Here is a 15,516-nt window from a genome sequence, read left to right as displayed (position 1 = left end):
AGCGTGTTTATCCTTTCACTAACTGTAAAAACTCGTTGCGGGTTTTGGGGTCGCTTCTAAAGTTACCAAGCATGACTGACGTTCGCATGCTAGAGTTTTGTTTTTCAACCCCACGCATCATCATACACATATGTTTGGCTTCAACGATCACGCCAACGCCTTTTGCGCCAGTGACTTCCTCAACGGCCTTGGCGATTTGATGAGTGAGCTGTTCTTGGATTTGAAATCGACGGGCAAACATATCAACAATGCGGGCAAATTTGGATAAGCCAAGCACTTTACCGCTAGGTATATAAGCAATATGGCAACGACCAACGAAAGGTAGAAGGTGGTGCTCACACATAGAGTACAATTCTATATCTTGAACTAGTACCATATCATCGGCATCCGAGCTGAATACCGCGTTATTGGTGATTTCATCCAGTGTTTGACGGTAACCCTGGGTCAGATATTCCATCGCTTTCGCTGCGCGCTTTGGTGTATCTAATAATCCTTCGCGGTCTGTATCTTCACCGACGGCTTCAATAATCGTTTTATAACTCTGTTGTAATTTGTCTTGCATAATGCGTTACCTCAAATGGCGGCCACCGTCGATTTGTACCGTGCGTCCTGTCATATAGTTGCTAGAGAGTATCATGTCGACACTGTTGATAACTTCTTTGCTACCAGGCTCAATTCCCATAATAGACTTTTTCAAGGTTTTTGCCTTGTACTCATCACTATCGTCTTGATTAAAGATGATAAGAGAAGGTGCAATGCTATTCACTTTGATGTTAGGTGCAAACTTAGCGGCAAATGACCGTGTTAAGTTATCTAATGCAGCTTTACTTGCGGCATAGGCAATGTGTTTTGGACTGCCTTTTTCTACTACATAGTCAGTAATATGGATCACATCGCTGACGATATTGCTGGCTGTCAATAAGTCGCTCAAGGCATGATTGATCAAATAAGGGACTTTAGCGTGGATCCGCATCATATTGTCGAATAATGCTGAAAAATCAGGGTTGTTGGCTTCACAATCCCAGCTCGATGCGTTGTGGATGATAGCACTGAGCGCACCGGTATGGACACGAATTTGGTTGTTGAGTTGCGTGATAGCTTCTGGCTCGTCAAAATCAGCCTTGATACAAATGGCACCTAGCGATGCTAGTTCATCGATAACTTGGTGTTTGGTGCGATACGTCAATATAACGGCTTGCTGTTTAGCGAGAAAGTGTTTCACCAAAGCAAGTCCAATGCGCTGTGCGCCACCAGTAATTAAAATAGGTGCAGCTGCTGGGCTCATAAGTTAATCACCTTGTGAATTGGGAGGTTAGGGGGCAGGATGAATAACTAACTAGTTATCTCCTGCCAACAATACTATTGTTCGTCGTATACCGTAGGAATTGGTTGACGCTTGTGTTGTGTACGCTGATAGATGGCAATAAGTTTGTCGCTCACTTCGCTACTAACGGGCTTACCTTCAAGAAAGTCATCAATATTGTCATAGCTTAGTCCCAGCGCTTCTTCATCGGAAAGGCCTGGGCGGTCGCACTCAAGATCGGCTGTTGGCACTTTATGTACTAATCCAGCAGGTGCTCCGAGAAAAGCAGCTAGTGCGCGAACTTGGCGCTTTGACAAGCCAAATAAGGGCGCTAAGTCGCAGGCGCCATCACCAAACTTGGTGTAAAAGCCGGTGATGTTTTCAGCGCTATGATCGGTGCCGACCACTAAACCGCGAGTCAGGCCAGCGATTTCATACTGCGCAACCATGCGCTGGCGTGCTTTTACATTTCCTTTAATAAAATCCACGCTGGCTTGTGAAGGCAGTGATATGCTTCCACCCGCCATAGCAGCGAGCGCCTGCTCGTGCATGGCATCAGCTGCAGGTTTGATATTGACTGTTAAGCGCTGACTAGGTTGGATAAATTCGAGTGCAAGCTGCGCTTCATCTTCATCAGCTTGAACACCATACGGCAAGCGCATAGCAATAAATTTATAAGCCCCAGTATCATGCTCAGCATTGAGTTCATCGATAGCTAGCTGGCATAGGCGTCCACAGGTTGACGAATCAACGCCTCCGCTGATGCCAAGCACAAGAGTGAAGCAGCCAGAGGCTTGTAATCGTGCTTTTAAAAATGAGACACGTCGTTTGACTTCAAATTCCGGGTCAATAATTGGCTGAACTTTCATTTCGGCCATGATTGCTTCACGCATACTGGTTCCTCAATACTATCGGGGCAATAAACTTCTATTATGTTGGTGCTGACGCGCTTTTTAAAGCCCTAAATGTGCTTTGATGGTGGCGAGCTCTTGCTTTAATTGCTCAATCTCGGCGATCAAGCTCTCGATTTCGCTGTCATTTTGGGTGCAGGTTATGGCTTCTGCAGGCGCTGTTGGTTCAACGACTTGGTCACCAAACAAGTGTTGATAGCGACTTTCTCGTTTTCCAGGCTCTCTGGTAAGCTTAACCACATAATCATGTTCTTGCATCGCACTTAATGTCGATTCAACATCTTGTACGGAACTAAATTCTGCGAGGCGGTTGCTGCGGGTACGCAATTCACCAGGGGTTTGTGGGCCACGCAATAACAATAAACAGATAATCGCTTTTTGTTTTGCGTTGACTTTAAGGTGGCCAAAATCACTGTTACAAAAACGCTGACTATACTTGTCAACGCGACCTGATAGAGCTTCATCACAGGTAATTAAGCGTTTTTCTTGTAGGCGGGTCAGTGTGTCTAGCACATCATTTTGAGAGAGTTCCATCACCGGCTCGCGATTCGATTTTTGATTGCACGCATTGGTGAGGCCGTTGAGTGACATGGGATATTGTTCTGGGGTGGTGACTTGCTTTTCGATTAAGCAACCCAGTACGCGTTGTTCTTGAGTATCTAATTGCATCACTTTCCTTATTTTTGTTGTTGCTGAGGTGTATATCACCATCTTGATAGTAGCAATATAATATCAATATTTATTGTAGCAAAGTGTGCGAGCTAACTTTGTTGGGCCGTAGATGAGGGGGGCTGCATTGTCTGCTGTGGTTTTACTTGCAGGAGTTTGGCTTTTAGCTCATCAAAATTAATGGGTTTGGTGAGGTAGTCATCCATACCTGCATCAAGGCATTTTTCTCTGTCACCTTGCATCGCATTAGCGGTGAGTGCAACGATCACGCTATTCTGATGGGTTTTTCCGGCAACACCTTGGCGAATTTGCTGTGCGGCTTGATAACCATCCATCACTGGCATCTGACAATCCATTAGAATTACATCGTAAGGATTATTAGTTGATTGTAAGTGTGCAAGTGCTAGCTCTCCATTTTCTTGGCAGACTACTTTTGCACCTAAACGCTCTAACATCGTCATCGCAACGGTTTGGTTTATCCGGTTGTCTTCTACCAATAAGATTGAGCGTGCCAACAGGGGTTCAGCACTGACTAGTGAGTCGGCTTTGACGGATGTCGGCTTGTCTGGATCTTGATAATTAGTGTTGAATACCTGAAGTGCAGCATGTGGCGTAATGGGATAGTACACCTGCTCACACGAGGAAAATAGCGAGAGCGTTTCGCTACTTTGCTCTTCAACGGCAACCACATGAACGATCTGTTGTTGTGTTAGCTGCGTTTTAAGTGCTTGTTGTGTCTTGCGCGGTGCAGCATGAAGTAATTTAGCATCCAAAATAACAGCAAGATGTGAGGATGGTTGTTGTAGTTGTGTCATGAGCATATCAAGTTGCTGCACGTGTAAACACGTAATATGCCAAGGCTTTAGTAGTTTACTGTAGTCGTCGTCGATATCGGTTAAGATATATAGTGTTGAGTTATCTGATTTCTCATGCACGGTAATAGACTTAGCTTCTGTCAAAAGCACATTGCAGGAAAACGTGCTGCCAACGTGCTCTTTACTAAATGCTTGTAGGTCGCCACCGAGCAATTGAGACAATTGCTTTGCAATGGTGAGACCAAGCCCTGTGCCACCATATTGCCGAGTAGTGGATAAATCAGCTTGGGTAAATGAATCAAACACTTTATTGAGCTTTTCCTTCGCAATACCGATACCAGTATCTTCTACACTACACCATAACCAAGTTTGCTCGCCTGCTTGTTCGGTATGACAACTTAGTGTCACTGAACCATCATGGGTGAATTTTATCGCATTGCTGAGCAAATTATTGAGGATTTGTTTGAGGCGATTAGGGTCTGTTTGCGCAGTATGAACTTTCATACCTGATAAATCGATATGTAGCCGATTATTGTTGGCATCAGCTGCACGCACAAACCCAGACAGCATATTACTTAACATCTCGATAAGATCGAACTCAACAAACTCGATCGTTAGCTTACCAGCCTCTATTTTGGAAAAGTCGAGAATGTCATTAATAATGGTGAGCAAAGATTTCGCTGAACTATGTGCCAAAGAGAGCTGGTGGTGTTGAGTCGAAGTGAGTTGTGAGTGCATGACGAGCTCAACCATGCCCATTACGCCATTGAGTGGAGTGCGTATCTCATGACTCATGCTAGCTAAAAACTCTGCTTTCATTTTAGCGGATTGTTCTGCTAAGTCTTTATCAATGATGGCTTGATTTTTTGCTTTCTGCTGGGCTTTATTGATAAAAAGGCTTCCTAACATCGCGGCGATAGACTTCATTAAGCGGAGATCGCTTTGACCCCAAGATGGGCTTACAACATCGTATTCTGCACAAAGAACGCCTAAGGTTTGGTTTTTATGACTGATAGGGCAGCAAAGCATGGCCTTAATTTCAAAAGGCTCTAGGTAAGTTGTGGCAAGTGCCATCGTTGCTGGATGGTTGTTTGCTTGCTTTGCTGCAATCAATTTACCGTTTTCGATTTCGCTAAAGAATTCAGGTGCTATTGCTTTTCGCCAAGGGGGGAAATGTTCTAGTCTATCCGTGGTTGCATGCGAAAAACATACAGGTATCAAGAAGTTTTTATCGTCGCTAAACTGCCAAATGCTAATTCTATTGACCTCCACTCCTTTTTTGCAAGCGTCTGCGCATAGTGACAGCGCTTTATCTAAGTGGTTATTTAAGATGGCTTCATGAGAACTTAAATAAGCAAGCAGCTCATTATTTTTGGCGAATTTATCATGTTCCATCTCCATTATTTTGCGTTTATGAATGTTTTGAATGGAACCAAAAATGTGGCTAGTGCGTTTGCCACTGCGAATTGCACGTGCTTTCACTAGCACCCATAAGTCATCCATTTTTTGGGTTTGGATGATAAATTCTTCTTCGAATTCATGACCCGTTTTTATCAGGTCATCCACACAGTCCTGCAAGCGCTTTCTATGCAGACCTGCTTTAAAAAACTCAGTCGTATTCATCCAAGTAGGTTGAAACTGCCTTGGCACGCAAAAAATATTACGTGTGACATCCGACCAAATAATATCGCGCGTTTGGACGTTAATTTCCCATGCACCAACTTCTGCGAGTATGCCCATATTGGTCAGTGATAGAGCATTGCGTTGCAGTTGCGATAGCAGTCGAGTGATGAAGATAAATGCGGCAATAAAGATGATAATCAACGCGATGATAGCTAAGCGAAAAGGCCACACTGCAGTTTCCGCTGGTTGCCACCCAATGCGAGGCACTGCGTAAAGTTCCCATTCACCGGAGGGCACGTTGATGCTAAATGCGATGGGGGCAAGCGAATGTATATTACTGTTGCCATAAAAGTAATCTCCATCTCGGCCTTTGCCATCGACGCCTTGAATTGCAATTAGATATTGACTCTCCAATGTGTTTAAATTTGCTTGTTGATACAGACTATCCATATTAAGCACAACAGAGAGTAATCCCCAGAACTGAGTTTGGTCAGTGTAAACGGGAACTCTTGCGATTAAGCCTGTGCCTCCTTGAAGCAACTCTAGTGGACCTGCCATCACGATTTCGCGACTTTCTTTGGCGAGTAATGCGCCGTATTTTTGCGTTGGATGGGTTTGGTAGTCCAAGCCTATGGCTTTTTCATTGCCTTTCAATGGGTAAATATAGTCGAGCCGCATATCTGGCGCTGCTCCGATATTACGAAGGATTTGGCTACTATCGAATAAGGGTTTTGCGAGCTGTTCGAAGCGAGCTTGAGAGAGCTCGGATTGACCAGAAAGAGCAATGCCTAGCCCTCTGACAAGTTGTACATTTTTTGCCAGAATACCTTCTATTTTAGTGCGGTAGACATTCACTTCCTCGGTCGAGCGACTCTTTTCTATCGCGACTAAGCGGCGATAGTTTACTTGATCAACATACCATGCCACCGCGATGATCACGACTAGCAAAAGCCAGAAGCTATATTTCACAAAGCGAAACTTAAGTGGTGATGTCGATAGTTCAGAGATCATGGTGCTTCTGTGTTGAAGACGATGATTTAACTATAGTTCAGTCCTCGCAAAGCGAAATCTAATTAACCAAAATAAAATGCTTTAACTTGATTGCCTTATAATTGTGACAAAGTCGAGAATATTGGTTTATTAGCCAACGACATGCTATATCTTCTAGGCATAAATTAGCACTGAATACATTGTTAAGGGATGGTCATGCTTACTTGGATTAAACGAATCATTGTCGCTCTGCTGTTACTGGTATTGCTTGGTACTGCAAGTATATATGGCTTGCTTGCGCTGAGCTTGCCCGCACTGGATGGTAAAGGAAGTACATCGGAGATCGATAATACAGTAACGGTGGCGCGCGATGCCATGGGGCAAGCTGTGGTGTCGGCTGACACCCGAGCAGATGCGTCGTATGGATTGGGTTTTGCGCATGGTCAGGACCGCTTTTTTCAAATGGACCTGCTGCGTCGCAATGCCGCAGGTGAATTGAGTGAGTTATTTGGCTCGGCGGCCATTGGCCTTGATGAAAGCATGCGCTTCCATCAATTCAGAAAACGGGCAAAGCTTATCCTGATGTCTTTACCTGAGGCGCATAGGCAAATCCTTGAGCGTTATACACAAGGGGTGAACGATGGTCGAGTTCAATCTGGCTTCACCAGTTTTGAATATTTGCTTCTAGGTGCAACTCCTTCATCATGGCAGCCAGAAGACAGCTTGCTCACTATTTTTAGCATGTATCTAGACTTGCAAGCGGGTACTTACGAGCGCGATGAAACCCTAATTGCACTTAAGCAGCAATATGGTCAAGATATGCTCGATTTTATTTTACAGCCTAGTCAATATCAGGCTGCTTTGGACAACAGTGTACTTACGGCATCGCCAGTTACTATTCCTGCATTGCAACAAATCGTGCAAGCTCAGCCATCACATATTGCCGATGTGCCGCTTTACGGCAGTAATAATTGGGCCGTAACAGGTGCGCTTACAAAGACTGGATCGGCAATGTTATCCGACGATATGCACCTTGGCTTAAATGTGCCGTCGATTTGGTATCGTGCCCAGCTTAATTATCAGGATCAGGGCCATGCAATTCAGGTAACTGGGGTGTCGTTACCGGGCGCTCCAGCCATTGTGGTTGGCAGTAATAATCGCATAGCGTGGGGATTCACCAATGGTTATTTAGATACAGCCGATTGGGTTGAACTTGACGCAGACGCCAAGACGCAGTTCATTGCTGAAGAAATTAAATTGCCTGATGGCAAAAGCCATACCTATCAATTGGAAATGAGTACATTTGGTCCCGTTAAACAGCTTGGGGATAAGAAGCTAGCGCTGAGTTGGGTTGCTCACCAACCCTATGCAGTAAACCTAGAGCTTGTGCAACTTGAGCGATTAAGCGAAGTTCAGCAAGCAACAGAGCATGCCAAAAAGGTAGGGATCCCTGTACAAAACTTGATGGTGGTAGACAGTAAAGGGGCAGCTGCTTGGACGCCGATGGGGGCTATTCCTGCACGTAAAATGACTCATGACACGGCGTTGCATACAGAGCAATATGAGCAAGCGTGGCAGAACAACGAACAAGTTCGCCCGGTGGTGCAAAACCCTGAAAATGGTAAATTGTGGACGGCCAACTCTCGTGTGGTTTCGGTTGCAGATAATCAAAGGTTTGGTGATGGTGGCTATGCGTTAGGTGCACGCGCCGTGCAGATCCGTGATGGACTTTTAGGTCAGCAACAATTTACGGAAGCGGATTTCTATCAGCTGCAATTGGACAATCGTGCCAAGTTTTTAGCGCCGTGGCACGAGCACTTAGTATCCCTATTGCAGAGTCAACCTTCCACATCTTTTGAAAATGATATTTCGCTCCTTAATGACTGGCAGGCTTGTGCTTGTGCCGATTCAGTCGGTTACACCTTAGTGAAAGCCTACCGCAACGCACTGATTGACACTATTTACGCACCCTTGGAGCAGCATTTAAACACACAAAAATTGTCGCTGAAGCCGGTTAAGCGTTATCTTGAGCCCGGACTCTGGCAGCTCTTGACCGAGCAACCAAATAGCTGGTTAGGCGAGCATGATTCTTGGATTGAGTTAGAGTTGGCTGCTTACAAGCTTGCCAAACAGCAACTTAGCGAAAGGTATGGTAGTAATATGGCTGCTTGGCGTTGGGGGGATGTCAATGGACTCAAGGTGCAGCATCCTTTCTCAAAACAAATGCCAATACTAAGTGGTTTGTTAGATATGCCGACCGCACAAGCTTTTGGTGATACCTTTATGCCTGCGGTGCAGGGGAAAGCGTTTGGCGCATCGCAGCGTTTTATCGCACAACCTGGGCATTTACAAAATGCGATTTTAACGGTTGCTGGTGGCCAAAGTGGGCATCCGTTATCGCCGTTTTATCGGTCTGGTTTTGCTGATTATACCAAAGGGGAGAATACCCCCTTGCTACCGGGTGAATTAACTCACCAGATAGTGATCATGCCTGATTAGTCTAAATAAAACCAATTTATTGGGTGTATGAGGGAGGTTAACTAACTCCCTCCGATACACGCAAAATCGGCGCTGCGGTAACACGGTTTCGTCCCGAATGTTTGCTGTCATAAAGTGCAGCATCTGCGTGTTGAATGACGACTTCAAAAGTTTGACTAGGATCCCAATTTGCAACGCCAAAACTCATGGTGACTTTAAGAATGCTATTTCCAAAACTGGTGACTTCGACGGCTCGTCGTAATTTTTCCATACGCTGCATTGCCTCTCCACAAGAGCAAGGTGCCAGCACGATTAAAAACTCTTCCCCACCCCAGCGTACGGCAATGTCTGCAGGATGAATATGTGCTTTGATTGTTTCGGCCACGCTTTTTAAGATTTGATCCCCTTTGTCATGGCCAAAGGTGTCATTGATTTTTTTGAAGTGGTCAATATCCGCCATTACCAAACATAAAGGAGAGTGAGTAGAGATACAGCTTTCTTTCGCGTGAGTGATAAGCTCGCGCGCATAGCGGCGGTTGAACATTTGTGTGAGTGGGTCGTGTGCGGCGAGCTCTTCTAGTTTGTCTCTTTGTTGCACCGTCATTTTTCGTATGTGGCTGATCGTATAAATCATAGGTATACCGCATATGAGTACGTTGGCAAAATGCACGTAGGGGATAAACTGTTGATAGCGATATTGATAGGCAGTATCACCGAACAACAACTCCAAGGCTGCGAATAGTGTGATCAACACAACGGAATAAATAACGGCATTACGTAATCTGAGTTGGTAATCTAACAACATAAGGCAAGATACCGTCCAGAGGTAGTATTGAAACCCGAGTGACATACCTAAGTAGGCACATACCAGTGTTGCATGTATGGCCACTTCAAGACAGAAAACCCGCAGTGCGATAGAGGGTTTACTCGCATCAATGAGTTTAATTCCGGTGTACCACATCAGCACACTCCCCACATTGACCCAAGCTAGTATGTTCACCTCTATATGCCAAAACACACCGATGAGACCAGCATGTAGCCACATGCAATACAAAGCCACGCGTCGTAATAATGCAAATTTTAATGCTTCTACTTGGTCTGGCTTGCTATAAGGGTGGTATTTAGTCAAACGTAAGCTCTTGTGGTATTCACAATAAAATAAGTATAGAAGCTCTATTGTGATTTGCCGCCTATTTGACCTAAGCTCTGGTTATTCGCTCAGCATCCAGCAAGGTACGCTGTAGTAGAGTGAGAGATAGGTAGATAACATAAGCTTTGGAGTTGATATGTCTGTAGAAAAAGCGCGGATCACGCTATGTAACTTAGAAAAGTCTGACTATGATCAGGTCAAATCATTAATGGATGAAGCCTATCCTGATCTCGGTGGTGCGTGGCCTAGTCATACGATATTTAGGTTGATTGACCAGTTTCCTGAGGGACAGATCGGTGTCAAAGACGGTGAGCGTCTCGTCGGTATCGCGCTGAGTGTTCAAGTTGACTATCAAACCTTTTCTAACCCGCATACCTATGAAGACATTGTTGACGCGCACAGCCGAATTTTTAGTGATAGTAATGCAGATGCGCTATACGGGCTGGATGTAGTGATAGCCAAAAGCCATCGTGGTCTACGTCTTGGTCGACGCTTGTATGATGCCCGTAAAGAGCTTTGTCGTCAGTACAACTTACGTGCGATCTTAGCGGGTGGTCGTATCCCGCTTTATAAGCAATTCCGTGGCAGTATGTCGCCAATGGAGTATATAAACAAAGTCGACCATAAGGAACTACACGACCCCATTCTAAGCTTCCAACTTGCCAACGACTTCCAAGTAAAGCGACTGCTTAAACAATATCTACCGGAAGATCAGGACTCCGAAGGCTATGCGACCCTACTTGAGTGGAATAATATTCTCTTCGAGCCTACCGATACCGTGATCGAAAGTAAGAAAACTATCGTCAGAGTAGGAGCGGTACAGTGGCAGATGCGCCGGGTGGAATCGGTAGAGGAGCTAATGAAGCAGGTTGAGTATTTTGTGGATACGGTTTCAGATTACCAAAGTGACTTTATCCTGTTTCCTGAATTTTTTAACGCACCACTAATGGGGCTCGGAAGCTATAGAAATCAGACCGAAGCTATTCGTGCATTGGCGACATATACCGAGCATTTCAGAGCTGCTATGTCGCAAATGGCGATTGAGTACAATGCCAATATCATCACGGGCTCTATGCCGCTACTTGAGGGTGACAAGCTCTATAACGTCAGTTACTTGTGTCACCGCTCCGGCAAAGTGGATGAACAACGTAAGATTCATATCACCCCTCACGAAGACTACGATTGGGTTATCAAAGGCGGTGATAAAATTGAAGTATTTGATACGGATGCGGGTCGGGTCGGGATCCAAGTATGCTATGACGTGGAGTTTCCAGAGCTATCGCGGATTATGGCTGAAAAAGGACTGGATATTTTGTTTGTACCATTTTGGACTGACACGAAAAATAGCTATTTAAGGGTAAGGCACTGTGCGCAGGCCCGTGCGGTTGAAAACGAATGCTACGTTGTTATCGCAGGAAGCGTTGGTAACTTGCCACAGGTAGAAAGCCTAGATGTGCAGTACGCGCAGTCAGCGGTGTTGACGCCATCGGACTTTGCTTTTCCTCATGATGCCGCGCTAAACGAAGCAACACCAAATACGGAAATGCTGTTATTTAGTGACTTAGACTTAGATAAACTCAAAATATTGCATAGTGAAGGAACGGTGCGTAATTTACGAGACCGAAGAAAAGATCTGTATTCTGTGGAGTTGAAACAAAAATAGTATGGCGTGGGTTTATTTAATTATGGCTGGCCTGTTTGAAATAGGTTGGCCTGTTGGTCTTAAAATGGCGCAACAAGCAGATACTCGTTGGTTAGGCATAGTGATAGCTGTTGGGTTTATGGCCTTGAGCGGCTGGATGTTATGGCTGGCGCAAAAGCAAATTCCACTGGGTACCTCGTATGCAGTGTGGACGGGTATTGGCGCGGCAGGCACATTCTTAGTGGGTATCTTTTTCTACGGTGACCCAAGTAGTTTTTTGCGCTACTTGGGCGTGTTACTTATCATCAGTGGGGTTGTGGTACTTAAGTTAGCATAACCAAAATAGCGGCGATGGCGATGAGTAAGAGTCCCATTGAGTCGCGCTTCTTTACTGGCGCTTTGAGCCACAAGAATGAGATAAGCAAAGTGAAAAACACTTCGATTTGACCAAGTGTTTTCACGTAGGCTACATGCTCTAGGCTCATGGCGCTAAACCAACCTATAGAACCGATGCAACTGCTAACACTAATTGCTAGCGTCAGTTTGCGGCGTTGCCACAGTACGCGCCAAGAGTGTGGTTCGCACATCGTCATATACATACTCAGCATCACCGTTTGGCAAGCCAACACCAACAATAACACCCAGGCTGCACTGTGAGGAAAAGGTAGGCCCGATGCGATACTGGCTTCACGTACCCAAAGAGAAGTGAGCGCGAAGCTTGTTCCACAGGCAAGTCCCACTAGCGCAGTTTTACCATTGAAAGCACGCAGGCTAAACCCACTCAATAACAACACCGCGATGGCGCCGATAAAGACACCAAACCAACCGAGTAAAGTTAAGCTTGAGCCAAAAAAGAGTACACCCAAAATTGCCGCCACGAGTGCCTCACTCTTCGCAAGTCCAGCGCCTATGGCGTAATTATTTTGCTTAAACAGCACCACCATTAACCCGGTCGCGATGATCTGCATGACACTGGCGCCCAGCACAAAGGCAATAAAGTCATCATTAATGACGAGCGATTCTGCAGGAGCAATCTGGTAAAGGCTCCAAAGATATAACCCTGCAAGTGGGCTGGCTAAAATAAATCTTGCTAAGGTGACGCTGGCTGTGGAGGCGCCTTCACTCAATTTGCTTTGAAAGGCATTTCGCCAAGCCTGAGAAAAAGCAGCTAGCAAAGTGAACAAAATCCACATGAGAGGTGACTCTACAATACTCGAATGTGCATCAGCATACCGGATGGGAGCGAGTCTGAATAAATGAATTTTCGTGATAGTGAAAATAATTCAATGTGTATTCAAGGTGCTACGGAAGCGTTCTAGTGGTTGGCGTACTGCGACAATTTGCCACATGTTCAATTTTCAGTATCACGATATGATTAAGGTCGATGCTACAAGATTGGGCCATAGGCTAGGGTATTGCGTATTCACTTATGGCTTTTCTTTTTAACGCTATTCTGCTCTACTGAGTTGAATAATCAAAAGGTTGAAGGAGTATCTTGTGGGTATACTAATCATCTGTGCAATTCTTGCTATCTTACTACCTTATTTTGCCAAAATTCCTGTGGCAGTGGCGATGAACAAAGAAGGGGGCTATGACAACAAGCACCCGCGTGAACAGCAAAAGAAACTGACAGGGCTTGGGGCAAGAGCGCTGGCCGCACATCAAAACTGTTTTGAGTCATTAGCTGTTTTTGCTGTCGCCTTAGCTGTTGCGTTCGGCACCCAAACCTTCACTCCTCTGGTCGAATGGCTAGCCTTTGGCCATATTGTCGCTCGAGCATTATATTGTGTGCTGTATTGGGCGAATATTGACGTGCTGCGTTCCATCGTATGGGCGCTAGGACTCGGCTGTGCTATCGCCATTATTGTGGTGTGTGGTTTATAGTCGTTCTTTGCGTGACTCTACACTTAGGTCAACTGAATTAACTCTGCTGAAATCTCTTTCACTTCAGTAGAGTTAATCTCCAACTGTGGTAATGCTAAGTTTGCAATACGCACTCGGTATAAATCGATAACCCGATAACCGCAGTAATGTGCCATTCTTCTGATCTGGCGATTGAGCCCTTGGCGTAACACTATTCTAAAGCGGTCATGAGCGATTTGTTCAACAGTACAGGGCAGGGTTATTTGCCCCTTCACTGGCACGCCGGCTGCCATTTTAAGGCAAAAATCTGGGTCCAGAGGCTTGTCAACTTGCACCTCATATTCTTTCTCTTGATGATGGTCAGGGTGGATTAACTGCTGACACAGTGCTCCATCATTGGTGAGGAGTAGTAAGCCTCGACTGTCTTTGTCTAACCGACCTATTGGATACACACGACACGATTTTGGTAGTACATGGTAGATACTGGCAGGGTCATCTGGATTCACTTTGCAGTCTATACCAACAGGTTTATGGTAAACAAAGAGTCTTCTCGCTTGTGGCGGCGCGACCGGTTCACCATCGACCATAATGCAATCGGTCAAATTGATATGATCTATGTGATTGGCCAAGCGGCCATTTACGGTCACTCTTGCTGTATCAATTAGGCGAGACGCTTGTCGCCTAGAGCAAACACCGCAGTGGCTGAGATATTTAGCCAAACGCATCGGATAGGACATAGACATTCACATGATCAAAAAGAGATAACAGCGCGTATTGTAGGGCAACAAACTGTTTGGATCTATGCATGGGAGACTATCAATGGCCATTGCGTTTTCAAAGTTAAAACAGCATCAACCACTGCAAAAGGTAATAGTGCATTCCATTGATTTAGCGCTTTATCAAGTCAGCGTGCTTATTAATAACGTGGAATATTATGTCACGGAGGAAAATGGCGAGTTTTTAAAAGCACACAACCCACTGCAAATTCAAAAGCGCCTGCTTGATATTAGCTACCTAGAAATGGTGATCAGGCATCAAAGCGCTTATGACGAGATGGTAGGGCACCCAGTATCAGCCAATGACAATACATTAGAAGTGCCCTTTGGTCGTAATAACCTGTTTTAAGCGTTATCTGTGTTTTGTGAGCACTTCAGCTATTGCGGTGGCAAAATCGCGTTGGTGAGAAATCCCTAAATTAATCAACCTTGTGTCTTTTAGAGCGCAATCTTGTGGTCTTGTGGCATCGTCACTCGGTTGGCTCAGCGGTACGATATCTTGCGTCGGTAGCCGCAAAGCCTGCGCCATGATCTTCGCCATCTCATACTTAGTGAATGCTTGATTGCCACTGATATGAATAATCCCATCAAGGTTTGGCTGTGTGATAACATCTTTGAGCGTTAGCGCAATATCGCTGACGTGGGTAGGGTAGCGAATGGCCCAATGATCGTGACTTGAAGCAGGGTTGGCTAACAGCTGTTTTGCAATAACGGTTACCGCAGATTCTTCCAGCGTTTTTACCTCGCCGTATAGTACTGGCACTCGTACAATGGTGTGTAATGCGCTATCCGCCAGTATGGCACGTTCCGCTGCTTGCTTGGTTTGGCCGTAGAAGTTCACAGGATTAGTGATATCTGTTTCAACATAAGGTGCTGAGGTGCCGTCAAATACATAGTCAGTACTAATAAAGAAAAACCGAATATTTCTTTCACGGCAGGCTTGGGCTAAAAATTCGGTTGCTGCAACATTGAGCGCAAGCGTTGCCGCTTGGTCTCGCTCACATTGCTCAGGCCTACGCTCTGCAGCTGCGTGAATAAGTACCTCTGGGCTGTGATTATCTAAGAAATCTAAAACCGAATTGTGGTCAGCCAAGTCAAGCTTATGAAGTGGCGCGGTAGCTCGGCTAAAGCCACATCCTAAAATCTCGTGGGTACTAATTAGCTCTTGGCAAAGTGCGCGGCCCAATAAGCCTGTTGCACCAGTGATCATGACTTTAGACATAGAAAACAGCATCCTTTTTTAAAAGAGCCAGTACAGTAACAAAGTCGGAAGAAAAACTACAGATTTGTATCAGA

14 protein-coding genes are annotated in these 15,516 nt (G+C 45.3%); 5 read left to right on the top strand and 9 right to left on the bottom strand.

Annotated elements, in window-relative coordinates:
• Positions 1 to 7: 7 nt before the first annotated feature.
• The 5 genes from folE to CWC03_RS18930 form a co-directional block, all read right to left on the bottom strand.
• Positions 8 to 562: a GTP cyclohydrolase I FolE gene (gene folE / locus CWC03_RS18950; RefSeq protein ID WP_138583215.1), complete on the bottom strand. Its 555-nt coding sequence runs from the start codon at positions 560 to 562 to the stop codon at positions 8 to 10.
• 6 nt (positions 563 to 568) lie between these two features.
• Positions 569 to 1,285 carry a dihydromonapterin reductase gene (gene folM / locus CWC03_RS18945; protein WP_138583214.1) on the bottom strand — a complete coding sequence of 239 codons (717 nt, stop codon included), beginning with the start codon at positions 1,283 to 1,285 and terminating at the stop codon, positions 569 to 571.
• Positions 1,286 to 1,359: 74 nt separating this feature from the next.
• Entirely contained in the window at positions 1,360 to 2,196 is an 837-nt protein-coding gene (nadE, locus tag CWC03_RS18940) for an NAD(+) synthase (protein WP_128725286.1), read from the bottom strand.
• 60 nt (positions 2,197 to 2,256) lie between these two features.
• Positions 2,257 to 2,883 (bottom strand): YceH family protein, encoded by a 627-nt coding sequence (locus tag CWC03_RS18935; protein WP_138583213.1) that lies wholly within the window; start codon positions 2,881 to 2,883, stop codon positions 2,257 to 2,259.
• Between the two features lie 92 nt (positions 2,884 to 2,975).
• Entirely contained in the window at positions 2,976 to 6,332 is a 3,357-nt protein-coding gene (locus CWC03_RS18930) for an ATP-binding protein (RefSeq protein ID WP_138583212.1), read from the bottom strand.
• 195 nt (positions 6,333 to 6,527) lie between these two features.
• On the opposite strand from CWC03_RS18930, the gene CWC03_RS18925 reads away from it, so the two are divergent.
• Positions 6,528 to 8,810, top strand: coding sequence for a penicillin acylase family protein (locus CWC03_RS18925; RefSeq protein ID WP_138583211.1), 2,283 nt, complete (start codon positions 6,528 to 6,530; stop codon positions 8,808 to 8,810).
• A 37-nt stretch (positions 8,811 to 8,847) separates the two neighbouring features.
• On the opposite strand, the gene CWC03_RS18920 is transcribed toward CWC03_RS18925, so the two are convergent.
• Positions 8,848 to 9,918 (bottom strand): GGDEF domain-containing protein, encoded by a 1,071-nt coding sequence (locus CWC03_RS18920; protein WP_138583210.1) that lies wholly within the window; start codon positions 9,916 to 9,918, stop codon positions 8,848 to 8,850.
• 157 nt (positions 9,919 to 10,075) lie between these two features.
• Between CWC03_RS18920 and CWC03_RS18915 the strand changes: the two genes are divergently transcribed.
• Both CWC03_RS18915 and CWC03_RS18910 read left to right on the top strand, forming a co-directional pair.
• On the top strand, positions 10,076 to 11,602 hold the full coding sequence (locus tag CWC03_RS18915) for a carbon-nitrogen hydrolase family protein (protein WP_138583209.1): 1,527 nt from the start codon (positions 10,076 to 10,078) through the stop codon (positions 11,600 to 11,602).
• 1 nt (position 11,603) lies between these two features.
• Positions 11,604 to 11,918, top strand: coding sequence for a DMT family transporter (locus CWC03_RS18910; protein WP_138583208.1), 315 nt, complete (start codon positions 11,604 to 11,606; stop codon positions 11,916 to 11,918).
• On the opposite strand, the gene CWC03_RS18905 is transcribed toward CWC03_RS18910, so the two are convergent.
• Entirely contained in the window at positions 11,905 to 12,774 is an 870-nt protein-coding gene (locus tag CWC03_RS18905; RefSeq protein WP_138583207.1) for an EamA family transporter, read from the bottom strand. The two genes, CWC03_RS18910 and CWC03_RS18905, sit on opposite strands and share 14 nt — an antisense overlap.
• A 304-nt stretch (positions 12,775 to 13,078) precedes the next feature.
• Here CWC03_RS18905 and CWC03_RS18900 point away from each other — a divergent pair, with 304 nt between their 5' ends.
• Entirely contained in the window at positions 13,079 to 13,465 is a 387-nt protein-coding gene (locus CWC03_RS18900; RefSeq protein WP_138583206.1) for an MAPEG family protein, read from the top strand.
• A 23-nt stretch (positions 13,466 to 13,488) separates the two neighbouring features.
• On the opposite strand, the gene CWC03_RS18895 is transcribed toward CWC03_RS18900, so the two are convergent.
• The gene (locus CWC03_RS18895) at positions 13,489 to 14,181 is read right to left on the bottom strand and encodes a pseudouridine synthase (RefSeq protein WP_138583205.1); all 693 of its coding nucleotides are present in this window, start codon (positions 14,179 to 14,181) and stop codon (positions 13,489 to 13,491) included.
• A gap of 82 nt (positions 14,182 to 14,263) precedes the next feature.
• On the opposite strand from CWC03_RS18895, the gene CWC03_RS18890 reads away from it, so the two are divergent.
• Positions 14,264 to 14,569 carry a DUF6482 family protein gene (locus CWC03_RS18890; protein ID WP_138583204.1) on the top strand — a complete coding sequence of 102 codons (306 nt, stop codon included), beginning with the start codon at positions 14,264 to 14,266 and terminating at the stop codon, positions 14,567 to 14,569.
• A 3-nt stretch (positions 14,570 to 14,572) separates the two neighbouring features.
• Here CWC03_RS18890 and CWC03_RS18885 read toward each other — a convergent pair whose 3' ends face one another.
• A complete protein-coding gene (locus CWC03_RS18885) occupies positions 14,573 to 15,442 on the bottom strand; it encodes a dTDP-4-dehydrorhamnose reductase family protein (protein ID WP_138583203.1) in 870 nt (289 codons plus the stop codon).
• Positions 15,443 to 15,516: the final 74 nt, after the last annotated feature.

Origin of the sequence: Pseudoalteromonas sp. S2755, from assembly GCF_005886535.1 — a bacterium.
Lineage (GTDB): Bacteria > Pseudomonadota > Gammaproteobacteria > Enterobacterales > Alteromonadaceae > Pseudoalteromonas.
The sequence above is the reverse complement of the archived record's forward strand: the minus strand, read 5'-3'. Positions and strand labels throughout refer to the sequence as shown.